Annotated in this window: 22 protein-coding genes and 1 tRNA gene; 15 read left to right on the plus strand and 8 right to left on the minus strand. The window is 71.0% G+C overall.

Annotated elements, in window-relative coordinates; genetic code table 11:
* The first annotated feature begins 35 nt into the window (after positions 1–35).
* The 4 genes from VQ03_RS10245 (at position 36) to VQ03_RS10260 (ending at position 3,468) form a co-directional block, all read left to right on the plus strand.
* Positions 36–112 (plus strand) — tRNA-Met (locus VQ03_RS10245).
* 234 nt (positions 113–346) lie between these two features.
* On the plus strand, positions 347–994 hold the full coding sequence (locus tag VQ03_RS10250; RefSeq protein ID WP_048450779.1) for a LysE family translocator: 648 nt from the start codon (positions 347–349) through the stop codon (positions 992–994).
* Positions 995–1,020: 26 nt separating this feature from the next.
* Positions 1,021–1,911 carry a dihydrodipicolinate synthase family protein gene (locus tag VQ03_RS10255; RefSeq protein ID WP_048450780.1) on the plus strand — a complete coding sequence of 297 codons (891 nt, stop codon included), beginning with the start codon at positions 1,021–1,023 and terminating at the stop codon, positions 1,909–1,911.
* A 198-nt stretch (positions 1,912–2,109) separates the two neighbouring features.
* Positions 2,110–3,468 (plus strand): pentapeptide repeat-containing protein, encoded by a 1,359-nt coding sequence (locus VQ03_RS10260; protein WP_048450781.1) that lies wholly within the window; start codon positions 2,110–2,112, stop codon positions 3,466–3,468.
* A 7-nt stretch (positions 3,469–3,475) separates the two neighbouring features.
* Here VQ03_RS10260 and VQ03_RS10265 read toward each other — a convergent pair whose 3' ends face one another.
* The 3 genes from VQ03_RS10265 to VQ03_RS10275 are packed head-to-tail and all read right to left on the minus strand — an operon-like array spanning position 3,476 to position 6,016.
* Positions 3,476–4,225, minus strand: a complete 750-nt coding sequence (locus tag VQ03_RS10265; protein ID WP_048450782.1) for an ABC transporter ATP-binding protein — start codon at positions 4,223–4,225, stop codon at positions 3,476–3,478.
* Positions 4,213–4,968, minus strand: coding sequence for an ABC transporter permease (locus tag VQ03_RS10270; protein ID WP_048450783.1), 756 nt, complete (start codon positions 4,966–4,968; stop codon positions 4,213–4,215). Before VQ03_RS10270 ends, VQ03_RS10265 begins: the two co-directional genes overlap by 13 nt.
* Before the next feature lie 10 nt (positions 4,969–4,978).
* Positions 4,979–6,016, minus strand: coding sequence for an ABC transporter substrate-binding protein (locus VQ03_RS10275; RefSeq protein WP_048450784.1), 1,038 nt, complete (start codon positions 6,014–6,016; stop codon positions 4,979–4,981).
* Positions 6,017–6,312: 296 nt separating this feature from the next.
* Here VQ03_RS10275 and VQ03_RS10280 point away from each other — a divergent pair, with 296 nt between their 5' ends.
* Positions 6,313–7,827: an amidase gene (locus VQ03_RS10280; protein ID WP_048450785.1), complete on the plus strand. Its 1,515-nt coding sequence runs from the start codon at positions 6,313–6,315 to the stop codon at positions 7,825–7,827.
* Here VQ03_RS10280 and VQ03_RS10285 read toward each other — a convergent pair whose 3' ends face one another.
* Positions 7,828–8,151 carry a YnfA family protein gene (locus VQ03_RS10285; RefSeq protein WP_048450786.1) on the minus strand — a complete coding sequence of 108 codons (324 nt, stop codon included), beginning with the start codon at positions 8,149–8,151 and terminating at the stop codon, positions 7,828–7,830. It abuts the gene before it with no gap.
* Positions 8,152–8,250: 99 nt separating this feature from the next.
* Complete coding sequence (locus tag VQ03_RS10290; protein ID WP_048450787.1) at positions 8,251–9,249, minus strand: SDR family oxidoreductase; 999 nt, start codon at positions 9,247–9,249, stop codon at positions 8,251–8,253.
* Between the two features lie 228 nt (positions 9,250–9,477).
* Here VQ03_RS10290 and VQ03_RS10295 point away from each other — a divergent pair, with 228 nt between their 5' ends.
* The 6 genes from VQ03_RS10295 to VQ03_RS10320 are packed head-to-tail and all read left to right on the plus strand — an operon-like array spanning position 9,478 to position 14,895.
* Positions 9,478–10,815 carry an ABC transporter substrate-binding protein gene (locus VQ03_RS10295; RefSeq protein WP_053078492.1) on the plus strand — a complete coding sequence of 446 codons (1,338 nt, stop codon included), beginning with the start codon at positions 9,478–9,480 and terminating at the stop codon, positions 10,813–10,815.
* Between the two features lie 4 nt (positions 10,816–10,819).
* Positions 10,820–11,752 (plus strand): branched-chain amino acid ABC transporter permease, encoded by a 933-nt coding sequence (locus VQ03_RS10300; protein WP_048450788.1) that lies wholly within the window; start codon positions 10,820–10,822, stop codon positions 11,750–11,752.
* Positions 11,753–11,783: 31 nt separating this feature from the next.
* Positions 11,784–12,716, plus strand: a complete 933-nt coding sequence (locus VQ03_RS10305; RefSeq protein ID WP_048450789.1) for a branched-chain amino acid ABC transporter permease — start codon at positions 11,784–11,786, stop codon at positions 12,714–12,716.
* Positions 12,713–13,483, plus strand: a complete 771-nt coding sequence (locus VQ03_RS10310) for an ABC transporter ATP-binding protein (protein WP_048450790.1) — start codon at positions 12,713–12,715, stop codon at positions 13,481–13,483. Before VQ03_RS10305 ends, VQ03_RS10310 begins: the two co-directional genes overlap by 4 nt.
* Positions 13,470–14,126: an ABC transporter ATP-binding protein gene (locus VQ03_RS10315; protein ID WP_048450791.1), complete on the plus strand. Its 657-nt coding sequence runs from the start codon at positions 13,470–13,472 to the stop codon at positions 14,124–14,126. Before VQ03_RS10310 ends, VQ03_RS10315 begins: the two co-directional genes overlap by 14 nt.
* A gap of 19 nt (positions 14,127–14,145) precedes the next feature.
* Complete coding sequence (locus VQ03_RS10320) at positions 14,146–14,895, plus strand: SDR family oxidoreductase (protein ID WP_048450792.1); 750 nt, start codon at positions 14,146–14,148, stop codon at positions 14,893–14,895.
* 48 nt (positions 14,896–14,943) lie between these two features.
* On the opposite strand, the gene VQ03_RS10325 is transcribed toward VQ03_RS10320, so the two are convergent.
* From VQ03_RS10325 to mutM, 3 genes are all read right to left on the minus strand, one after another.
* The gene (locus tag VQ03_RS10325) at positions 14,944–15,540 is read right to left on the minus strand and encodes a phasin family protein (protein WP_048450793.1); all 597 of its coding nucleotides are present in this window, start codon (positions 15,538–15,540) and stop codon (positions 14,944–14,946) included.
* A 284-nt stretch (positions 15,541–15,824) separates the two neighbouring features.
* Positions 15,825–16,787, minus strand: a complete 963-nt coding sequence (gene pip, locus VQ03_RS10330) for a prolyl aminopeptidase (RefSeq protein ID WP_048450794.1) — start codon at positions 16,785–16,787, stop codon at positions 15,825–15,827.
* Positions 16,788–16,810: 23 nt separating this feature from the next.
* Complete coding sequence (gene mutM, locus VQ03_RS10335; protein WP_048450795.1) at positions 16,811–17,701, minus strand: bifunctional DNA-formamidopyrimidine glycosylase/DNA-(apurinic or apyrimidinic site) lyase; 891 nt, start codon at positions 17,699–17,701, stop codon at positions 16,811–16,813.
* A 193-nt stretch (positions 17,702–17,894) separates the two neighbouring features.
* On the opposite strand from mutM, the gene VQ03_RS10340 reads away from it, so the two are divergent.
* The 4 genes from VQ03_RS10340 (at position 17,895) to VQ03_RS10355 (ending at position 22,405) form a co-directional block, all read left to right on the plus strand.
* Positions 17,895–18,554: a hypothetical protein gene (locus VQ03_RS10340; protein ID WP_157064058.1), complete on the plus strand. Its 660-nt coding sequence runs from the start codon at positions 17,895–17,897 to the stop codon at positions 18,552–18,554.
* A gap of 117 nt (positions 18,555–18,671) precedes the next feature.
* Positions 18,672–19,430, plus strand: coding sequence for a bifunctional demethylmenaquinone methyltransferase/2-methoxy-6-polyprenyl-1,4-benzoquinol methylase UbiE (gene ubiE, locus VQ03_RS10345; protein WP_048450796.1), 759 nt, complete (start codon positions 18,672–18,674; stop codon positions 19,428–19,430).
* Between the two features lie 10 nt (positions 19,431–19,440).
* The gene (gene ubiB, locus VQ03_RS10350; RefSeq protein WP_048450797.1) at positions 19,441–20,991 is read left to right on the plus strand and encodes a 2-polyprenylphenol 6-hydroxylase; all 1,551 of its coding nucleotides are present in this window, start codon (positions 19,441–19,443) and stop codon (positions 20,989–20,991) included.
* 184 nt (positions 20,992–21,175) lie between these two features.
* Positions 21,176–22,405 carry an ABC transporter substrate-binding protein gene (locus VQ03_RS10355; RefSeq protein WP_048450798.1) on the plus strand — a complete coding sequence of 410 codons (1,230 nt, stop codon included), beginning with the start codon at positions 21,176–21,178 and terminating at the stop codon, positions 22,403–22,405.
* The last annotated feature ends 168 nt before the right edge of the window (positions 22,406–22,573 follow it).

A 22,573-nucleotide genomic window follows, 5' to 3' on the forward strand; every position in this document is an offset into this window, starting at 1 on the left:
CATTCCCTCGTCACGACACTCGGATCACACCCTGGCGCGGGGTGGAGCAGCCCGGTAGCTCGTCAGGCTCATAACCTGAAGGTCACAGGTTCAAATCCTGTCCCCGCAACCACATACATCAAGCAACCCCGCAAGGCTTCGAGCCTCGCGGGGTTGTTGGCGTTCGGGGCCTCGCACACCCTGCCTCCCCTGCCTGAGAGCCGAGACCGGCGCCCAAACGCCAACTGGACCGGCACGAATGCCTGGAACTGGCCGTAGGGCCCGGGCCGGATCGCCTCTATCTGCCCTGCTTGCCCGATGTATTCGGTGCCGGCTGGCCGGCGCCCCAACCCCGTCCGAGACGTCCATGCCCGACCTGACCTCCGTGTCCCTCTACGTTGCGGCCACCCTCGTGCTCGCCGTCACGCCCGGTCCGGGCCTCTTCTACGTTGCTGCACGGACCCTCGCTGGAGGGCGCGCCGAGGGCGTGGCGTCGAGCCTCGGTACGGGACTCGGCGGCATGGTCCACGTCGTGGCGGGCGCCGTCGGCGTGTCGGCCCTCGTGCTTGCCAGCGCCGAGCTGTTCACGGCGCTGAAGCTCGCGGGCGCGGCCTATCTGGTCTGGATCGGCTATCGCACCCTGCGCACCGCCCGCCGGAGCGAGCCCTCCTCGGTGCCGGGCGGTGTGGCGCATTCGAGCGGGCCGGGGCGCGCCTTTCGCGAGGGTGTGCTGGTCGAGGCCCTGAATCCCAAGACGGCGGCGTTCTTCTTGGCTTTCGTGCCGCACTTCGTCGATCCGTCCGCTGGCCACGTCGCCGTCCAGTTCGTGGTTCTGGGTGCGGTGTCGGTCGCGCTGAACACGCTCGCCGACCTCGCGGTCGCCATTGCGGCGAGCCGCATCCGCAGCGGTGCCGCCGCACGCCCCGGCTTGATCCGCCGCCTGCGGGAGGCCTCGGGCGCTGCGATGATCGTCCTGGGGCTCGGCCTCGCTCTCGCGCGACGGCCCGCCGTCTGACGCCAATTCGGACAAGGACGATTCCCATGCGCCTGACCGGCCTCTCCGCCTTTCCGATCACGCCCGCCGATCCCGAGGGCCGGGTCGATCTCCCGGCCCTGCGCCGGCTCGTCGCTCGCCTGCGCGAGGCCGGCGTCGACTCGATCGGCCTCCTCGGCAGCACGGGATCCTACCCCTATCTCACGCGGGACGAGCGCCGCCGGGCCCTCGAGGCGGCGCTCGACGAGGTCGGGGACTGGGCGCCGGTGCTGGTCGGTGTCGGTGCGCTGCGGACCGACGAGGCCGTGCGGCTGGCGCAGGATGCGCGGGCGGCCGGTGCCGCGGCCGGGCTGCTCGCGGCCGTCTCCTACACGCCGCTCACCGACGACGAGGTGTTCGCGCATGTCGCGACGGTGGCGCGGGAGAGCGGGCTGCCGCTCTGCCTCTACGACAATCCCTCGACCACGCATTTCCGGTTCGGTCCGGAGCTGATCGGCCGCCTGAGCCGGCTGCCCGGCATCGTCGCGGTGAAGAGCCCGGGGCAGGAGCCGCAGGCGGTGGCGGGTCACCTGGCCGGATTGCGGACGGTCGTGCCGCCGGGCTTCTCCCTCGGCTATAGCGGTGACTGGACCACGACCGAGGCGCTGATCGCCGGCGCGGATGCCTGGTACAGCGTCGTGGCCGGGCTGTTCCCGCAGGTCGCCGTCGACATCGTCCGGGCTGTGCAGCGCGGCGATGCCGCCGAGGCGCGGCGGCTCGATGCCCGGCTCGCCCCTCTCTGGACGCTGTTCCGGGAGCATTCGAGCCTGCGGGTCATGTATGCCTGCGCCAACCTCCTCGATCTCTGCCGCGCCGCGCCGCCGCGGCCGATCCTGCCGCTGGGCGAGGAGGCGCAGGGCCGAGTGGCGGAGGTGATTCGGGCCCTCGATCTCCGATAAGGGGACGGGCCGCGCGAGGAGGCCGCACGTTCCGGATCCACTCGACCGTGGCCGCTTCGTCGCGGGCGGGTCCGGGCTCCCGCCGTTGCATTCCCGGCGGGTCCGTGGCTGATACCGGCAGCATCGGCCCCTCTCGAAGGATCACGCGTGCGCCACGGCATGGACAGGCCCGTCACGCGCGACCGGCGCGCCTGACCGGTGAACACCCGCCCCCAGACCCCGCTCGACCCGCGGGTCGGCGCGCTCCTCGCCGAGATCGCGGCGCAGGACGGCGCGGCCCTGCATCGGGACGGCCCGCCCCTCGACCTGCGCGAGGCGGATCTGAGCCGGGAGCGCCTCGCGCCGGTCGCCGGCGACGCAGCGTGGTGGGACGCGGACCGCCAGGGACTGAACCTCGGCGGGGCAGACATGTCCGCCAGCGACCTGGAGCAGGCCGACCTCACCGGCGCCACCTTGAAGCGCGCCCGGCTCTCGGGGGCGCTGGCCCGCTCGGCCGATTTTTCCGGTGCGCTGATCGAGGAAGCGGATTTCGGCAAGGCCGATCTCAGCGGTGCCCGCTTCGTCGGCGTGGCCGGTGGACAAGCCGATTTCACCGAGGCGATGCTGGAGGATGCGAGCTTCCGGGACGCATCCTTGCGCTTCGCCCGCCTGCCGCGCAGCCTGCTCGACGGCGCGGACTTTTCGGGCGCCGACCTGTGGGGCGCCGACTTCACCGGGGCGGATGCCGACTACACGACGTTCCGCGGCGCGCGCCTCGACGAGGTCAACCTCGCCGACACCAACCTGACCCACGCCGATTTCGAGGGCGCGAGCCTGACCAAGGCGCGGCTCACGGGCTCGCGCCTGCGCAGCGCCACGCTCACCGGCGCCAAGCTCGACGGGGCCGACCTCTCGGGTGCCGATCTTTCCGCCGCGACGCTGGTGCGGCTCGATCTCTCCTCCTGCGCCCTGCACCGGGCCCGTTTCGCTGGCGCCTGGCTCAACGGCACCCGCTTCCGGGCCGCGCAGATCGGCGAGGCGGTGGGCGAGGAGGTCGCCGGCGAGTACGAGGCGGCGAAGGCGAGCTATCTCGCCCTGGAGCAGAACTTCCAGAGCATCGGCAGCCACGACGAGGCCGGCTGGGCCTATCGCCGGCGGCGGCGGATGGGCCGCCTCCATGCCGAGGCGCAGGCTCGGGCGGCGTGGCGGGCCCAGGACCGCAACGGGCTGATGCGCCACGGCTACCGCTGGCTCGCCGACCACGTCGTCGAGTGGCTGTGCGATTACGGCGAGAGCCTGTCGCGGATCGTCCGCGCCTTCGCGCTGATCATCGTGGTGTTCGCAGGTTTGTTCGGCCTCACCGGCGGGCTGATCCCGGAAGGCAGCGCCCAGGCGACCTACAACGCCATCGATCTCCTGAGCTACAGCGCCCTCAACATGATGACGGCCAACCCGCCGGAGATCGGCATCAAGCCGGTCGGCCGGGTGACCAACCTGCTCGTCGGGGTGCAGGGCGCGACCGGCATCGTGCTGATGGGGCTGTTCGGGTTCGTGCTGGGGAACCGGTTGCGGCGGTGAGGAGCCCTCACCGCCCCGCGGCCGCCAGCTCCTCCCGGATCACCTGCGCCATCGCCTTCAGCTCCGGCGCCGCCCGGTCCCGCGGCTGCGCACCGGCAAGTCCATGGGCGGCGACGATCCGGCCCGGGCTGCCGGCCAGCACCACGATCCGGTCGGCGAGGTAGACCGCCTCCTCGATGTCGTGGGTGACGAACAGCACCGTCTGGCCGGAGGCCCGGCAGAGGCGGGCGAGCTCGTCCTGCAGGCTCTCGCGGGTCAGCGCATCGAGGGCCGAGAACGGCTCGTCCATGAGCAGCACGTGCGGCTCGACCGCGAGGGCGCGCGCGAGCGACACTCTCTGGCGCTGGCCGCCGGAGAGCTGGAACGGCCAACGCCCGGCCAGGGCGCCGAGACCCACCCGATCGAGGGCGGCTTGCGCCCGCCGGCGCCGCTCGGCCCGGGGCAGGCGCAGCTTCTCGAGCCCGAAGGCGACGTTGTCGAGGACGCGGCGCCAGGGCAGCAGGCGCGAATCCTGAAAGACCAGGGCGACCGCCCGGCGACCGGGCTCCGGCTCGCTGACCGAGACGGTCCCGGCGCTCGGGCGCACCAGGTCGGCGATGACGCGCAGCAACGTCGACTTGCCGACGCCCGAAGCGCCGACGATCGCCAGGAACTCGCCGGGCTCGATGTCGAGGTCGAGGCCGGAGAGCACCGTGGTGCGGGCGCCGTCGCGGGTGAAGGTGAGGGCGAGGCCCTGGATCGCGATCAGGCCCGCCATCGGAGGATCCAGCGTTGGAGGGCGGTGAAGCCGGCGTCGAACACGCCGTAGAGCAGCGCCATGGTGAGCATGTAGACGACCACGATGTCGGTCGCGAGGAGCGTCGAGGCCTGCATCATCCGCTGGCCCAACCCCGCGACCCCGAAGATCTCGGCCGCGACCACCGCCATCCAGGCCTGCCCGATGGCGGTGCGCACGCCGACGAGGATCCCCGGCATCGCGGCCGGCCACACCACCGTGACCAGGCGCTCGGGGGCGGAGCGGAAGCCGAAGGCGGCGGCGAGCTCGATCAGGTCGCGGTCGACGCCGCGGATCGCCCCGTGGCTCGCGAAATAGACGATCCAGAACACCCCGATGGCGACGATGAACAGGGCCGCCTCCGGGCTGACCCCGAACCAGATGATGGCGAAGGGCACCCAGGCGAGGCCCGGCACCGGGCGCAACACCCGCACCACCCAGGCGGTCAGGCCTTCGGCGGTGCGCGACATCCCCGTCAGCGTGCCGGCGGCGATTCCGAGCCCGATTCCGAGGCCGAGCCCCGCGAGGTAATGCCCGAGGCTGCCCGTCACCGCCGCCAGCCACTGGCCGGAGCGCAGCTCGCGCAGGAAGGCCTCCGGCAGCACCGAGGGCGGCGGCAGGAAGGCCGGATTGACGAGGCCGAGCCGGGGCACGGCCTCCCACAAGGCGAAGAAGGCGGCGAGCCCCAGGAGCGGGAGCAAGGCCGCCGCGGGGCGGGATCGCATCGACGGTTCTTTACTTGCCCGCGACTGCGCGCTCGTAGAAGCGCGGCTCGAACAGCCCGTCGAGGGGCACCTCGCGGTCGAGCGCCCCGATCTTGACCTGGAAGCGCTGCATCGCCGCCGTCGGCTCGACGATCGGGCGCGGATCGGCGGTGAAGCGCGTCGCCGGCGAGGCCAGGGCCCGGCGGATGGTGGCGGTGTCGACGAGGCCCTTGCCGAGCGCCCCCTCGATGGTCGGGACGACGCGGTCCGGCTCGCGGCCGATCAGGTCGACCGCCCGCACGATGCCGGTCACGATCGCCTGCACGGCCTCAGGCTCCTTGTCGAGGAGAGCGCGCGTGACGGCGACGACGGTGCCGGGCTGGTTGGGGAACATCTCGCCGCCGAGCGCCATCAGGCGGATCGCCGGGTTGCGGCCGGTGACGATCGAGACCGCCGGCTCCCGCAAGGTCCCGCCCTCGACCGCGCCGGCGAGCACCGCCTGCTGGGTCGCGTCGATCCCCATCGAGACGATGGTCACGTCCTTGGGGTCGACCTTCGCCACCTCCCACAGCCAGTATTGCAGGGTGGTGTTGGGCACCGAGCCGAGGGGCTGGGTCGCGAGCCGCGCCGGGGTGCCGGCGGCCTCGCGGTAGCGCTTGAACACCTCGGCCGGGGCGACGCCCTTCTCGGCGAAGCGGGCGAGCTTGGGACCGGCGAGGAAGACGTTCTCCTCGATCGCGGTCGCCGCCACCACCTTCACGTCGATGCCCTTGGAGCGTGCGACGCCGAGCGGCGCGACGCCGGCGACGTAGACGTCGAGGGTGTTCGAGGCGAGCGCCTGGATCATGTTCGGGCCCGACTCGAAGGTCGTGACTGCGAGGGACAGACCCGCCTCCTTCAGCCAGCCTTCCTTCTCGGCGACGTAGATCGGCGCGGCGGCGAGGATCGGGATCACGCCGACCCGAAGTGGCGCGGCGCGGCCCCGCGCCAGGGCGGGTCCACCGCGCAGCACGGCTCCGGCCGCCAGGATCGGGGCTGCCCCGAGGATGCTGCGTCGCGTGATGGTCATGGCCGGCCGTCTGTGGGGAAGGATCGCGTCCGCTTAGGGCATCCTCCTGCCACGGGGCAAGAATGGCGCGAATATAAGAAAATTAATCCATAATACTATTATATTATAGATTTAAATCCTTCTCTGGCGCGATATCGGAGAAGAATGTCCGGATGCGGAACGGCGGCCGGCGACGGGACCCCGGGATGCGCCGGGTGGCATGGCGCCGCCGCGTCTCCCGGTCCATCCTGCCTCGACCGGGCTGGGAGCGCGCGACGAACGACGCCTCCCCCGCCCACCGCACGAGGAACACGCCCATGGCCATCACCCGCCCGAGCGCGACCCAGATCCGCGAGCTCGCCGCCGGCCTCCACATGTCGCTGTCGCCGGAGGAGGCCGCAGCCTACCGCGCCCTGATGGACGCCTCGTTCGACGCCTACGACGTGATCGACGCCCTGCCGGACTACATCCCGGCAGTGAAGTACCCCCGCACTCCCGGCCACCGGCCCGGACCGGAGGAGAACCCCCTCGGCGCCTGGTACTGGAAGAGCGAGGTGAAGGGGGCCGAGCACGGCAAGCTCGCCGGCAAGCGCGTGGTGCTCAAGGACAACGTCGCGCTCGCCGGCGTGCCGATGATGAACGGCGCCTCGACCCTCGAAGGCTTCGTGCCGGCGGCGGATGCCACCATCGTGACCCGGATGCTGGACGCGGGCGCGACGATCGTCGGCAAGGCGACCTGCGAGCATTTCTGCTTGTCTGGCGGCAGCCACACCTCGGATCCCGGGCCGGTCCACAACCCGCACCGGCGGGGCTACTCGGCCGGCGGCTCGTCCTCGGGCAGCGGCGCGCTCGTCGCCGCCGGCGAGGTCGACCTGGCGATCGGCGGCGACCAGGGCGGGTCGATCCGCATCCCGGCCGCCTATTGCGGCATCGTCGGCCTGAAGCCGACCCACGGCCTCGTGCCCTACACGGGGGTGATGCCGATCGAGACCACGATCGACCATACCGGCCCGATGACCGCGCGCGTCGCCGACAACGCCCTGCTGCTGGAGGTCCTGGCCGGGCCCGACGGCCTCGATCCGCGCCAGTATGCCCCGCAGGTCGCCCCCTACACGGAGGCGCTGGGCAAGGGCGCGAAGGGCCTCAGGATCGGGCTCCTGACGGAGGGCTTCGCCGTTCCCGGGATGCAGGAGGCGGTGGCCGACAAGGTCCGGGCCGGGGCGGCGCGGTTCGAGCGGCTCGGCGCGACGGTCGAGGAGGTCTCGCTGCCGGCCTACCGGCTCGCCGCGGCGGTCTGGCAGCCGATCGCCCTCGAGGGCCTGACCCAGCAGATGATGGTCGGCAACGGCATGGGCTTCAACTGGAAGGGCGCCTACGACGTCGGCCTGTTCGACGCCCATGCGGGCTGGCGCGGCCGGGCGGACGACCTCTCGGCGACCCTCAAGATCTCGATGCTGATCGGCCAGTGGGGCCTGACCCACTATCGCGGCCGCTACTACGCCAAGGCGCAGAACCTCGCCCGGCAGGTGCGGACGGACTTCGCGGACGCGTTCGGCCGCTACGACCTGCTGCTCTGCCCGACCCTGCCCTGCACCGCGACGAAGCTGCCGGAGGCGGGGGCGCCGCTGGAGGAGGTCATCGCCCGGGCCTTCGAGATGGTCGCCTCGACCTCGCCGATGGACGTGACGGGCAACCCCTCGCTGTCGCTCCCCTGCGGCCTCGTCGACGGGCTGCCGGTCGGCCTGATGCTGACGGCGCGGGACTGGAACGAGAGCGCGATCTACCAGGCCGCCGCCGCCTTCGAGGCGGACGGCGACTGGCGGGGGTTCTGATCACCCCCGCGGCGCCAGCACGATCACCGCCGCGCCAGCCAGGCACAGGAGAGCGCCCGCGCCATCGAAGCGGTCGGGCCGCTGGCCCTCGGCGGCCCACAGCCAGAGCAGCGAGGCCGCGATGTAGACGCCGCCATAGGCCGCGAAGGCGCGGCCGGCGGCGTCGGACTCGATCAGCGCCAGCAGGAACGCGAAGGCGCCGAGGGCCAGACCCCCCGGCAGAAGCCACAGCGGCGAGGCACCGAGCCGCCACCAGGCCCAGACCGAGAAGCACCCGGCGATCTCGGCGAGCGCGGCGGCGGCGTAGAGGAGGACGATCGGCATGGCGGGGCTTCTCCCACGCCATGCCGTCATGGGAAAGCGTATTCCGGGAAAGCGTGTTCCGGGAAAGCGTGTCCCGGGAAGGCGTGTCGTGGGAGGGCGTCAGGCCCGCCGCTTCATCAGCGCCGCCGCCGCGAGGCCGACGCCGGCCATCACCGCGCCGGTGGTGAGCGGGTGGAGCTTCGCCCGCGTGTAGGTGCTGGTGTGGCGCACCATCCCGGGATGGTCGCCGCGGACGTGGCCGTCCCGGGTCGGCTGGTGGAGGGCGCCGTTCGGGTCCCGCGGCGGCTCCGAGCGGAGCTGCTGGGACGCCATCACCGCGCCGAGGCGGTCGAACGTGCCGGGTGCGAGCTTCTTGAGGCCGGTCATCGCCCGGCCGCCGCCGCCGACGATGATCTCGCGCTGCGGGTAGACCGCGGCGTGCAGGATGGCGTGGGCCACCTCGTCCGGGTGGTAGACCGGCGGCGGCAGCTTCGGCTCGCGGTCGAGGTAGTTGCGGGCGTGCTGCGGGAACGGGGTGTCGATCGCCGCCGGCTTGATCAGCGTCACCGAGACGGGGGCCCGGTCCTGCTCCAGCTCGGCCCGGAGCGCGTCGGTGAAGCCGCGGATCGCGTGCTTGCTCGCCGAGTACATGCCCTGGAGCGGGATCGCGAGGTCGGAGGCGATGCTGCCGAGATTGATGAGCGCGCCGCCGCGCCGGCGCAGGACGGGTGTCGCCACCAGCGAGCCGTAGACCACGCCCCAGAAATTGGTCTGGAACAGGCGGTCGTGGTCCTCGTCGCTCACCTCCTCCAGGCGGCCGTAGATCGAGATGCCGGCATCGTTGACCCAGGTGTCGAAGCCGCCGAAGCGCTGCGCCGCCTTGTCGGCGATGGCCTGCACGTCCTCGCGCCGGCCGACATCGGCGACGACGTGGGTCGCCTCGCCGCCCGCCGCCTCGATCTCCTCCTGGATCGCCGCCAGCGCCTCGGCGTTGCGCGAGGCGAGCACGACCCGGGCGCCGGCTTCCGCCGCCATGCGGGCGGTGGCGAGCCCGATGCCGCTGGAGCCGCCGGTGATGACGATCACCTGCTCGCCCAGGGGCTTGTGCGCGTGGCTCATGGAATCCTCCGTACAGGATGGGGGTATCCAGGCCCTAACGACGCCGGGCGTGCTTCGTTCATTCGCGCGGTCTCCCGCGCCCGCCTCCCATATCCCCAACCTCTGGCACGAGCCCGAACAAGCTATTGGACAGGAGGCCACCGCACCCCCATGATCCCGCCCGCGGCGAGGCTCCCGACGCCACTTTCCAGAGGGGCCCGTCAGCGGTGCAAGTCAGGGAGGAAGCGGATGGCAGGGACGGGTCGTGCCGGTAACGTCACGCGGCGCGAGGCGCTGATCGGCGCGGGGGCGGCAGGCGCCAGCCTGATGCTGCCGGGCGGTGCCGCCTGGGCGCAAGGGGCGAAGCCGGCGGAGATCAAGGTCGGCATCGCCACCTACCTGTCGGGCCCGGCGAGCGTGTTCGGGGTACCGGGCCGCCAGACCGCCGAGATGCTGTTCGACGAGATCAACGCGGCCGGCGGCGTCGCCGGGGTCAAGGTGCGGCCGATCTTCGTCGACGAGGGGCCGGGCGTCGACCACGTGGTCGGCGAGTATCGCCGCCTGGTGCAGTCGGAAGGCGTGCACCTGATCTTCGCGGCGATCTCGTCCGCCGACTGCATCGCCTGCGCGCCTTTGGCCGACGAGCTGAAGCGCCCGACGCTGCTGTGGGATTGCGGCACCCAGCGCATCTTCGAGGACAACCGCTACAATTACGCCTTCCGCACCCAGGCCAACGCCACGCCGGAGATCCTGGCGGCGCTCCTCTATCTCTTGAAGGTCAAGCCGGACTTCAAGTCGATCGCGGTGATCAACCAGGATTACGCCTGGGGCCGCGACTCCTGGGACATCTTCCGCACGGCGATGAACACCCTGAAGCCCGGGGTGAAGGTCTCGGCCGAGCTGTTTCCGCGCTTCGGCGCCACCGACTTCTCGACCGAGATCACCCGCGTGCTGGCCCTGCGGCCCGACGTGGTGCTCTCGACCTCCTGGGGCGGCGACCTCGACGCGCTGATCCGCCAGGCCTCGGACCGCAAGCTGTTCGAGCGCTCGACCTTCGTGATGCCGCTCGCCGAATCCTCGCTCCAGCGGGTCGGCAAGGCGCTGCCGGCCGGCCACATCGTGGGAGCTCGCGGCGACCACTGGTTCCTGCACCCCTCCCCGGCCGATCCCGAGCGGCTGAAGCGCTTCAACGACAGCTACCGCGCCAAGTACAATGCCTGGCCGATCTATCCCTGCTTCCACATGGCCCAGGCCGTCTCGGCGATGAAGGTCGGCATCGAGAAGGCGGTGGCGGCGAAGGGCGGCGGCTGGCCGACCGATGCGGAACTCGCCGCCGCGTTCAAGGGCCTCGAATTCCCCTCGCCCACCGCCAGCGTGCGGATCCGCGAGGACGGCCAGGGCCTCGAGAACCAGCTGATCGGCACCACGATGCACTCCGAGAAGTATCCCTTCCCGGTGCTCACCGACATGATCGTCTTCCCGGCCGAGTCCGTCACGACGCCGGTCGGCCAGAAGAGCGCCGACTGGCTCAAGACGCTGACCCCCGACATGGTGGCCAAGCTCCCGCAGGCCCAGGCCTTCAAGTAGCATCATGTCCTGGTTGTCGGAGAACGGGATCCTCGTCGGGCTCGCCCTGCTCGACGGGCTGTCCTACGCCGCCGCCGTCTTCATGGTGGCGGTGGGGCTGAACCTGGTGTTCGGCGTGCTGCGGGTGCTCAACGTCGCCCATGGCAGCCTCTACGCCATCGGCGGCTATGCCGCGGCCTCGCTCGGGCTGTTCGCCGCCTCGCTCGGCGCGCCGCCCTGGCTCGGCCTGCCGATCCTGCTCGCGGCCTCGGTCCTCGTCGGCGTGGTACTCGGGCCGGTGATCGAGCGGCTGCTGCTGCGCCGGATGCAGGACCGCGAGCCGGTGCTGCAGCTCCTCGTCACCTTCGCGCTGTTCATGATCCTGGAGGACCTGCAGAAGCTGGTCTGGGGCGTGCAGCCGGTGGTGTTCGATGCGCCGCTGAAATGGCTCGGCACCGTCGACGTGCCGTTCGGCCAGGACGTCATCCCGTTCACCGCCTACCAGCTCTACGTGCTGCCGGGGGTGGCGCTCGCCACCCTGGCGATACTGGCCACCGTGCTGCGCTACACGCTCACCGGCCGGATGGTCGTCGCGGTCACGGTCGACCGCGAGGCGGCGCGGGCCATGGGCATCGACGCCGCCAAGGTGACGCTGCTCACCTTCACGGTCGGCGCCGCGCTCGCGGCCCTCGGCGGGGCGCTCGCCGCCCCTACCGTGTCGCTGGTGCCGGGGGTCGGCGCCTCGACCATCGTGCTCTCCTTCGCGGTGGTGGCGACGGCCGGCCTCGGCCAGATCGAGGGGGCGGCGGTGGCGGCCCTCCTCATCGGCCTCGGCCGCTCCTTCGCGGTCTATGTCGCGCCGGAATTCGAGGTGGTGGTGCCCTACGCCATCATGGTGGCGGTGCTGCTGTTCCGGCCCCAAGGCCTGTTCGGCGTGGCGGAGACCCGGCGGATATGACCTGCGCTCTCACACAAGGAGGGCTGGCGCCGTGACCCGCCGCTCGGAAACGCTCCTCGCCTTCGCCGGTGCCGGCTTGGTCGTCGTGCTCGCCTACACGGTGCCGTGGCTGCGCTTCGTCCTCACCATCGCGCTCGCCAAGGGGCTCGCCGTGCTCGGCATCCTGCTCCTGCTGCGGGCCGGCCAGGTCAGCTTCGGCCACGCGCTCTACCTCGCGCTCGCCGCCTACACGGTGGCGTTCGGGGCCGCCCTGGTGCCGGAGGCCCTGCTGCTCCTGCCCTTCGCGGCCCTGCTCGCCGGGATGCTCGGCCTGCTGATCGGGCTCTTCGTGGTGCGCTACCGCGAGATCTTCTTCGGCATGCTGAATCTGGCGCTCAGCATGGTGTTCTACTCGGTGCTGGAGAAGTTCTACGCGCTGACCCACGGCGCCGACGGCATCCGGCTCCCGCCGGTCACCGTCCTCGGCCAGCCGCTCGCCGGCGAGGCGGGAGAGTGGACGGTGCTGGGCATGGCCCTCGTCCTGGCGCTCGCCTGCGGCGCCCTGGTGCGGGTGGCCCTGGCTTCCCCGCTCGGCGAAGCGCTCGCCGGCATCAAGACCCGCGAGACGCGGCTCGACTTCATGGGCGTGTCGCCCAAGCGCGTGCTGCTCGCCGCCTACGTCGCCTCCGCCGTGATGGCGGGGTTTGCCGGCGCGATCATCGCGCTCACCACCCGCCACGTCACGCCGGCCTTGAGCTACTGGACCACCTCCGGCGAGCTCGTCTTCATCGCGATCCTCGGCGGGGCCGGCAGCGTGATCGGGCCGTTCCTCGGGGCTGCGGCCTACGAGCTGACCCGGGTCTACGCCGCCGCCACCTTCGCCAATGCCTGGCAACTGGTGCTCGGCCTCGTGCTCCTCGGCGTCATCGTGTTCGCGCCGGGCGGCATCTGGGGGATGATCGCGAGAAGCAGGAGGGCCGCATGACCGCGCTTCTCTCGGCCAAGGGCCTGCGCCTCGCCTTCGGGGGCCTCAAGGCGGCGGACGGGATCGACCTCGACGTGGAGGCCGGCGAGTTCCTGGCGATCATCGGCCCGAACGGCGCCGGCAAGACCACCTTCATCAACATGACGACCGGCTACCTCAAGCCGCAAGGGGGGACGATCGCCTTCGAGGGCCGGCCGATTCTCGGCCTGTCGCCGCGGCGCATCGTCGGGCTCGGCGTCGCACGCAGCTTCCAGCTGCCGCAGCTCTTCACCGAGCACACCGTGCTGCAGAACGTGGCCTTGGCGGTCGCGGCCCGCGAGGGCGTGTGGTCGGTGCTCAACCCGCTGCTGCGCCCGCGCTTCCGCGACGAGGCGTCGGAGCTGATCTCGCGCTTCGGCCTGACCCGCATCGCCGAGGTGCGGGCCGACGCGCTCAACGAGGGCGCCCGCAAGCTCGTCGACATCGCCATGGCGGTGGCCCTGCGCCCCCGCCTCCTCCTGATGGACGAGCCGACGAGCGGTGTCGCGGCGGCCGAGAAGATGGCGATCGTCGAGACCCTGGTGCGGGTCCTGCGCGAGGCCCGGGTGACGGCGGTGTTCGTGGAGCACGACATGGAGGTGGTCGGGCGCTTCGCCGACCGGGTGGCGGTGTGGGGCCAGGGGCGGATCGCGGCGCTCGGGCCGCCCGGCCAGATCCTCAACGATCCGGAGGTGCAGCGCACGGTGATCGGCATCGCCCCCACGGGAGGCGCCCATGCTGCGGCTTGAGGGGGCGGCGGTCGCGATCGCGGGGGCGCCGGTCCTGCGCGGCGTCTCGCTCCAGGTGCCGCCGGGCGGGCGCGTGGCCCTGATCGGCCGCAACGGCGCCGGCAAGACCACGACCTTGCGCGCCCTGATGGGGCTGCTGCCCTTGCAGGCCGGCCGGATCGTGCTCGACGGGCAGGAGGCCGGCACCGTTCCGGCCCACCACCGCGCCCGCCTCGGCATCGGCTACGCCCCGGAGGAGCGCAAGCTGTTCGGCAGCTTCACGGTGCAGGACAACCTGCTGCTGCCGGCCCAGGTCCTGAGCCTGCCGAAGGCGGAGGTGTCGCGGCGGCTCGATTCCGTCTACGCCCTGCTGCCGGAGCTGAAGGACTTCGCCCCCCGCAAGGCGGCGGGCCTGTCGGGCGGCCAGGGCAAGATGGTCGCGCTCGGCCGGGCGCTGATGGTCGGCACCCGCGCGGTCCTCCTCGACGAGCCGTTCCAGGGCCTCGCCCCGGCTCTGGCGCTCCGCTACGCCGAGGCCCTCGCCCGCTTGCGGGCCGCGCTTCCCGACGTCGCGATCCTGATCACCGAGAGCAGCCCGGACCTGCTGCGGGCGCTCGTCGACACCACCATCCAGATCGAGCGCGGCGAGATCTCGGCCGCCTGACGTTATAAGGAGTGATCCCATGAGGCTGAACGGCAAGGTCGCGATCGTCACCGGCGCCGGCGGCGGCTTCGGCGAAGGCATCGCCAAGCGTTACGCCGAAGAGGGCGCCAAGGTCGCGGTGCTCGACCTGCGCGGCGACGCCGCCGAGCGCGTCGCGCGTGAGATCGGTGCGGCCGCGATCGCCATCGCGGCGGATGTCGGCAGCGCGCAGGATGTCGAGGCGGCGGTGCGGCGCACCACCGAGGCCTTCGGCACGCCGCACATCCTCGTCAACAATGCGGGCACCACCCACCGCAACCAGCCGCTGATGGAGGTGGACGAGGAGGCCTTCGACCGGGTCTTCCGGGTCAACGTGAAGTCGATCTTCCACTTCGTCCGGGCGCTGGCCCCGGCGATGCGCGACAATGGCGGCGGCGTGATCCTGAACGTCGGCTCCACCGCCGGCATCCGGCCGCGGCCGGGCCTGACCTGGTACAACGCCTCCAAGGGGGCGGTGAACCTGATGTCGAAATCGCTCGCCGTCGAGCTGGCGCCGTGGAAGATCCGCGTCAACGCGCTCTGCCCGGTGATGGGCGAGACCGGCCTGCTCGAAGCCTTCATGGGCGTGCCGGACACCCCGGAGAACCGCGCGAAGTTCGTCGCCACGATCCCGCTCGGCCGGATGTCCCGGGCGTCCGACATCGCCAACGTCGCGCTGTTCCTGGCTTCCGACGAGGCCGAGTTCATCACCGGCGTCGAGATGCCGATCGACGGCGGCCGGACGGTCTGAGCGAAGCCGGGCCCGCATCCCCCGGTCCGGGGATGCGGGCCCCTCGCCTCAGCGGGAGGCCGGCAGCGGCTTCACGCCGGCGCAGATCTTCCCCACCTCCTCGAAGGAGCGCAGGGACTTCTCGGTGACGGTGCGGGCATCCTCGACCAGGCTCTGCACGGTCTCGCGCATCATCTCGCTCTGGAGCATCGAGAATTCCTGCATCGTGCGCGCTCCGGCGAGGCGCTTCAGGCCTTCCAGGTTGCGCTGCCAGCGCTTCTGGCCGAGCTCGACGGAGCTGCGCCAGGCATCCTGCATGGCGTGGTTCATCACCGTGCCGCAGCGGCTGATGGCCTCGGCGTTCTGACGGGCCTGCTCGGCGTAGCGCGCCCCGTCCTCGCTCCCGACGCCCATCGTCCGCGCCAGTTGCTCGTTGAACTCGCGCGCCGTGCGCGAGACCGTCTCGACGCTCATCTGCATGATCTGCTGCGCGCTGTCGGCGGCTCGTCCTTGCAGCGAGCCGGCCTTGTCGATGTTCTCTTTGGCGATATCGGCCATCTTGGACACCTGTACGGTGGCGTTGTCGATCCCGTTCGGTGCCCCGTCCGGAGCGCCCTTCATCGGCTCGGTCTTCTTGGCTTGTTCGGATTGCTGTGTCGTCGCCATTTCGCTTCTCCTGGTCTTTCGCCAATCGATGCGCTTCAGCCCCTTCCCCTCCCCAGGATACAATTCGCCTCATAATTATCGTTGATTTTGTTCTATTTTAGCATCGCTGTTCTTGGTTTTGTGCGCTGCAACGCGCATCAAATACAACTGGGGCGAGCGTGCGATAACATACGATACGATCGACATTTTCGATGGCGGCCGGGATTGCGCGCGTCTGTGCTGAGGTGGCGAGAGGAGACGGTGTGCGTCGGTGCAGCAAGCGGGCGATCAGCCGGTGACAGGTCTCAGCGCTTCTGGTCGTCGAGATCTGCAAAGCTGTCCGTTGCCTCCCGCATCCGCGCCGCGATTTCGGGCCCGCCATGGCCCTCCGCTTCCACGATGCAGAGTCGGCTCGCCGGCCAGAGCCGGTGAAGCTGCCACGCCGTGACCGCCGGCCCGCTGATGTCGCGGCGCCCGTGGATCAGCACGCCCGGAATGGCACGCAGATGATCCATGCCGGCCAGGATCGCGTCCGGGCCGCGCAGGAAGCCGTCATTCGCCCAGTAATGTGTCACCAGGGTCGCGAACACCGCGTTCCGTTCCGGATCGTTCGGCAGTGGGCCCTGCGGCGAGGACGGATCGAGCGAGACATGCATGGCTTCCCAGGCGTTCCAGTCGCGGGCCGCTCGCCCGCGATCCGATGCATCGCTCCCTACGAGGCGACGCGCATAAGCGTCCACGATGCGCTCGTCCCCGCGCCGGCCGGATGCCTCCACGAAGGCTTGCCACGCTTCCGGAAACACGCGGCCGACGGTCTCGGTGATCCAGGTGATCTCGTCCCGGCTGGTGGTCGTGACGGCGGCGAGGACGAGCGCCCTCACCCGGTCCGGATGCCGTTGCGCGTAAGCCAGGGCCAGGGTGGTGCCCCAGGAAGCGCCCGACACCAGCCAGCTTTCGATGCCGAGATGTCTCCTCACCGCCTCGATGTCGGCGATGAGGGTCTGGGTCGTGTTGCGGGACAGGCGGGCGAGGTCCTGCGTGGCGAGCGGCCTGCTGCGGCCGCAGCCCCGCTGGTCGATGCCGACGACGCGGTATCGCGCGCCGTCGAAGTGGCGGCGGTAGCCACCCGTCTTGAGTCCGCTGCCGGGTCCGCCGTGCAGGTAGAGCGCCGGCCGGCCATCCGGATGGCCGGACGTTTCCCAGTAGATCCGGTCGCCGTCCGCGACGGTCAGCAGGCCGCAATCGATGAGGGGGGCCGGACCGGACATCGCGCGTCACATCTCTCTCGCCGTCACCGCGGCTGGCACGTCTCGCAGAAGAACGTCGACCGCCCCGATTGCACCAGCCGCCGCACCACCCCGCGGCACCCCTTCGCGGTGCAGCCCAGCCCCTCCCGGTCGTAGACCCGGAAGGCGTGCTGGAAGGCGCCCTGGCTGCCGTCGGTGTGGACGTAGTCGCGCAAGGTCGAGCCGCCCGCCGCCACCGCCTCGGTGAGGACGTCGCGGATCACCGTGGCCAGGCGCTTGGCTTTCGCGGTCGGGCGGCCGGCGGCATCCGCCAGCGTCCCGGCGGAGGCTTCCGGATGGAGCTTCGCCCGGTGCAGGGCCTCGCAGACATAGATGTTGCCGAGGCCCGCGATCAGCCGCTGGTCGAGGAGCGCGGCCTTGAGCGGCGTGCGCTTGCCGGCGAAGAGCTGCGCGATCGTCTCGCCCGAGAGCGCGTTGCCGAGGGGCTCGATGCCCATCCCGGCGAAGTGACGGCAGGTCGACAGCTCGGCCGAGGGCACCAGGTCCATGAAGCCGAAGCGGCGGGCGTCGTTGTAGACCACCCGGGCGCCGTTCGAGAGCCCGAACCGGACATGGTCGTGCTTGGCCTGCCCCTGCGCGCCTTCGAGGTAGAAGTCGCCGGGCGAGACGGTGCGGCCATCGGGCAGGTGCACGTCGAACCGCCCGCTCATGCCGAGATGCATGATCAGCGCCTCGCCGGAGGACAGCTCGGCCACCAGGTACTTGGCGCGCCGCGACAGGGCCGTGACCTCCTGCCCCTTCACCCGCTCGACGAAGCGGGGCGGAAAGGGAAAGCGCAGGTTCGGCCGGTTCAGCACGACCTCGCTGAATCGGGCGCCGACCAGGGCGGGCTCCAGGCCGCGGCGCACGGTCTCGACTTCGGGCAGTTCGGGCATGGCTTCCTGGAAGACGGGCGAGGCGCTCAAGGCCGGGAGATGGGGGCGCCGCGCCGGATTCGCCAATGCGCGGCGAGACGACCAGTCGCCGTCGTTTACATGCCCTTAGGTCAATCTCCGTATGTTGCTCGTCGATGGCGGTAGGGTTTCGGTCCCGATCACGACCGGCTGCCGCAGGCGGCGGAGCCGTGCGATGAAAATTGTCCCTTCCACCGGGATGGCGGCCCTGCAGATGCTGCAACAAACCGCGCTCCGCGACGATCCCACCGTTCCGCAGGTGACATCCCCGAAGCTCACGCCGCAGGACCCGGCGAAGGATCCCCTGGCCATCGGCCAGGGCGCCGACGCGAAGGCCCGGGCCGCGACGACTGCCGCCCTGTTCAGCGTGAACCACGTGACCGGCGAGAAGCTGCTGATGCAGCGCGTCGAACAGCTGGGCCAGGTGCTCGGCGTCGATCGGTCGAAATACAAGACGTTCGAGGATTTCGGCGCCGCGATCAAGGACACCATGATCAAGCTGACCGCGAAGCCGGACGACGGGGCCATGATCGCCGGAATCGCCGCGCGGATGAAGCTCGATTCCGATACGGTCTCGGTTCTGCTGAAGCAGAAGACGCCCGACCTGCTGTTCCATCTCATCGAGCAGTATCTCGGGCTGGACAAGCTCGGCATTTCGCTCGACGGCCTCGTCACCGCGGCGCAGGATCCGGGGGGCCGCGACGCCGAGCGGATCAAGGCGATCCTCGAACAGGATCGCGGGCTGTCGAAGACGGACAAGACCGGCCAGACGCCGGTCCTGGTGACGAAGGACGAGGATGGCCTGTACCGCCTCGCCGCCGGGTCGGAGGCCTGAGCCGTCGCTGGTCCGGGCTGTGGGCGCGACGAAGCGCACCCCTCGAACGCGCTGCCCAAGATGGCGCAATCCCCTCACCTTCGCTATGCAGGCCGCCACGACAGGGGACCTGAACGCATGGCCGGCGACGAGACCAGCACCGATTTCGGCTTCGAGCGCGTCCGGCTCGCGGAGAAGCAGGACCGCGTCAACGAGGTCTTCCGCTCGGTGGCCAAGCGCTACGACCTGATGAACGACCTGATGTCGGGGGGGCTGCACCGGGCGTGGAAGAGCGCCTTCGTGTCGACCCTGCGGCCCTCGCGCACCCGGCCGTTCCGGCTGCTCGACGTCGCCGGCGGCACCGGCGACATCGCCTTCCGGACGCTCGAGGCCGGCGGGCCCGACACCAAGGTCACGGTGCTCGACATCAACGAGGCGATGCTCGGCGTCGGCCGCGAGCGCGCCGGCCATGCTTACGGCTCGCGCATCGATTTCGTCGCCGGCAACGCCGAGTCGCTGCCGCTGCCGCGTGAGACCTTCGACGCCTACACCATCGCCTTCGGCATCCGGAACGTGCCGCGCATCGAGCTGGCTCTGGCCGAGGCCCACCGGGTGCTCAAGGTCGGTGGGCGCTTCCTGTGCCTCGAATTCTCGCATGTCGACGTGCCGGGGCTCGACAAGATCTACGAGGCCTACTCGTTCAAGGTCATCCCGCGCCTCGGCTCGCTGGTCGCCGGCGACAAGGAATCCTACCAGTACCTCGTCGAGTCGATCCGCCGCTTCCCCACCGCCGGCAGCTTCGCGCGGATGATCGAGGAGGCGGGCTTCGGCCACGTCACCCACCGGCCGCTCTCGGGCGGCATCTGCGCCATCCATTCCGGCTGGAAGCTCGCGTGAGCCGCCGTCCGTGCTGAGCCTCGTCGCCCACCTCGCGCGGGGCATCCATGTCGGCTGGGTGATGGCCCGCGAGGGCGGCCTGTCCTTCATCGACGCCGCCGCCCTGCCGCCCCACCTGCGCCTCGTCCTGCGGCTCGGCCGCAAGCTCGAGCGTCCGGGCCTCGGCCCCGGCCGCCTGCCCGCCGCACTGACGCGGCTCGGGCCGTCCTACGTCAAGTTCGGCCAGTTCCTGGCGACGAGGCCCGACATCGTCGGCATGGCGGCCGCCCGCGACCTGGAGCGGCTGCAGGACCGGGTGCCGCCCTTCCCCCAGGCGGTCGCGGTCGCGACGCTCGAGGCCACCCTCGGCCGGCCGCTCGGCGAGCTGTTCACCTCCTTCAGCGAACCGATCGCCGCCGCCTCGATCGCCCAGGTCCACAAGGCGCACCTCGTCGAGCCGGACGGCACCGAGCGGGTCGTCGCGGTCAAGATCATGCGGCCGGGGGTGCGCGAGCGCTTCGCCCGCGACATCCAGGCGATGCGCTTCATGGCCCGGGTGGTCGAGGCCCTGCGTCCCGAGGCCGAGCGCCTGCGCCCGCGCGAGGTGGTGGAGACGCTCGCTCGCTCGGTCGCGATGGAGATGGACCTGCGGCTCGAAGCCGCCGCCCTCTCGGAACTCGCCGAGAACATCAAGGACGATCCCGAGTTCCGGGTGCCGCAGCCGGTCTGGGAGCTGACCGGCCGGGACGTGCTGGCGAGCGAGTGGATCGACGGCATCCGCCTCAACGACCGCGACGCGATCGTGGTGGCCGGCCACGACGCGGCGGCATTGGGCCGGACCGTGATCCAGTCCTTCCTGCGCCACGCGATCCGGGACGGCTTCTTCCACGCCGACATGCATCCCGGGAACCTGTTCGTCGATCCGGCCGGGCGGCTTGTCGCGGTCGATTTCGGCATCATGGGCCGGCTCGGCCTGAAGGAGCGCCGCTTCCTGGCGGAGATCCTGCTCGGCTTCATCCTGCGCGACTACCGCCGGGTGGCGGAGGTGCATTTCGAGGCCGGCTACGTCCCATCGCACCATTCCGTAGACGATTTCGCGCAGGCCATCCGGGCGATCGGCGAGCCGATCCACCAGCGCCGGGCCGACGAGATCTCGATGGCCAAGGTGCTGACGCTGCTCTTCGACGTCACCGCGCTCTTCGACATGAGCACCCGCACCGAACTGGTGATGCTCCAGAAGACCATGGTGGTGGTCGAGGGCGTCGCCCGCTCCCTCGATCCGCGCCTCGACATGTGGACCACCGCCGAGCCGGTGGTGCGGTCCTGGCTCGCCCGCAACCTCGGGCCGATCGGCCGGGCCGACCAGGCCCGCCGCGCGGTGCTGACGCTGGCCGACGTGGTGGCCGACGTGCCCGACCTCGCGCAGCGGGTGAAGCGGGTTCTGGTGCGCCTCGACGAGGAGGGGCTGCGCGAGGTGTCCCGCGTCGAGCGCCGCATCCGGATCGAGACCAAGCGGATGGTGTGGTCGACCCTGGCCTTGTGGGCGATCGCCGGATCGTTGCTGGCGATCGCGTTGCGGTGAGGGGCGATCCAGGGTTGCGGGCAGATCCGTTCTTCCAACCCTCACCCTCATCCTGAGGTCGCGTGGGATGGAAGGAGAAGCTGGGCTGGCTGCCGGGGCTTGTATCCCTCCGCCCCACCCCTTTTGATGGGCTCACGGCGCCACGATCCGCTCGACCAGAAGCGGACGCGCCCGGGAGAACGCCATGCTCAACCCCCTCCGCGCCACGTTGCTCACCGCCGCGGCCCTCTGCGCCCTCGCCGCGCCGGTCCTCTCCGCCGAGCCGCGCCTCTCCGACGGCAAGGTCAAGCTCGCGGTCCTCAACGACATGTCGAGCGTCTACGCCGATTCCACCGGCCGCGGCTCGGTCATCGCCGCCGAGATGGCGGTGAGGGATTTCGGCGGCACCCTCGACGGCAAGCCGATCGAGGTCGTCTTCGCCGACCATCAGAACAAGCCGGATGTCGGCTCCAACATCGCCCGGCAATGGTACGACCGGGACGGCGTCGACGTGATCCTCGACGTGCCGACCTCCTCGGTGGCGCTGGCGGTGCAGCAGATCGCCAAGGAGAAGGGCAAGGTGCTGATCGTCTCGGGCGGCGGCACCTCGGACCTCACCGGCGCGCAATGCTCGCCCACCGGCCTCCACTGGACCTACGACACCTACGCGCTCTCGCACGTCTCGGGCAGCGCCGCGGTGAAGAAGGGGCTCGACACCTGGGCCTTCGTCACCGCCGACTACGCCTTCGGCCATGCGCTGGAGCGCGACGCCATCGCGGAGGTGAAGCGCTCCGGCGGCAAGGTGCTGTCCACGGTCCGCGCGCCCTTCGCCACCGCCGATTTCTCGTCCTTCCTGCTCCAGGCGCAAGGCTCGGGTGCCAAGCTCATCGCCTTCGCCAATGCCGGCGGCGACACCGTCAACGCGATCAAGCAGGCGCACGAGTTCGGCATCGTCCAGGGCGGCCAGACCCTGCTGGCGCTCCTCATCAACATCGACGACGTGCACAGCCTCGGCATCGAGGTGGCGCAGAACCTGCTCCTGACCACCGCCTTCTACTGGGACCGCACGCCGGAGACCCGCGCCTTCGCCACGCGCTTCAAGGAGAAGGCCGGGCTGATGCCGACGATGCACCAGGCCGGCGTCTATTCCTCGGTGCTGCACTATCTCAAGGCCGTGCGGGCGGCCGGCACCGACGACGCGAAGACCGTGGTCGCCAAGATGCGCGAGATGCCGGTCAACGACATGTTCGCGACGAACGGCAAGATCCGCGAGGACGGCCGCATGGTCCACGACATGTACCTGATGCAGGTGAAGACCCCGAAGGAATCGACGGGGGAATGGGACCTCTACAAGCTCGTCGCCACCGTGCCGGGCGACGAGGCGTTCCGGCCCCTCGCCGAGGGCGGCTGCCCGCTGGTGACGGCGGCGAAGTAGCGGCAGCCAAGCGAGGGCAGCACAAGTCAGGATAGCGAGTGAGGCGGGCGCGTCAGCGCCGCATGTTGCGCAGGCGGCAATAGCTGCCGTTGTCCTCGTAGCCCGCGGGGCAGCGCCGGACGCAGGCGCCGGCCGCCGCTGAAATTCGCGGCCGGCGCCTGCGTCCGG

The sequence above is a fragment of the Methylobacterium tarhaniae genome (genome assembly GCF_001043955.1).
Taxonomy (GTDB): domain Bacteria; phylum Pseudomonadota; class Alphaproteobacteria; order Rhizobiales; family Beijerinckiaceae; genus Methylobacterium; species Methylobacterium tarhaniae.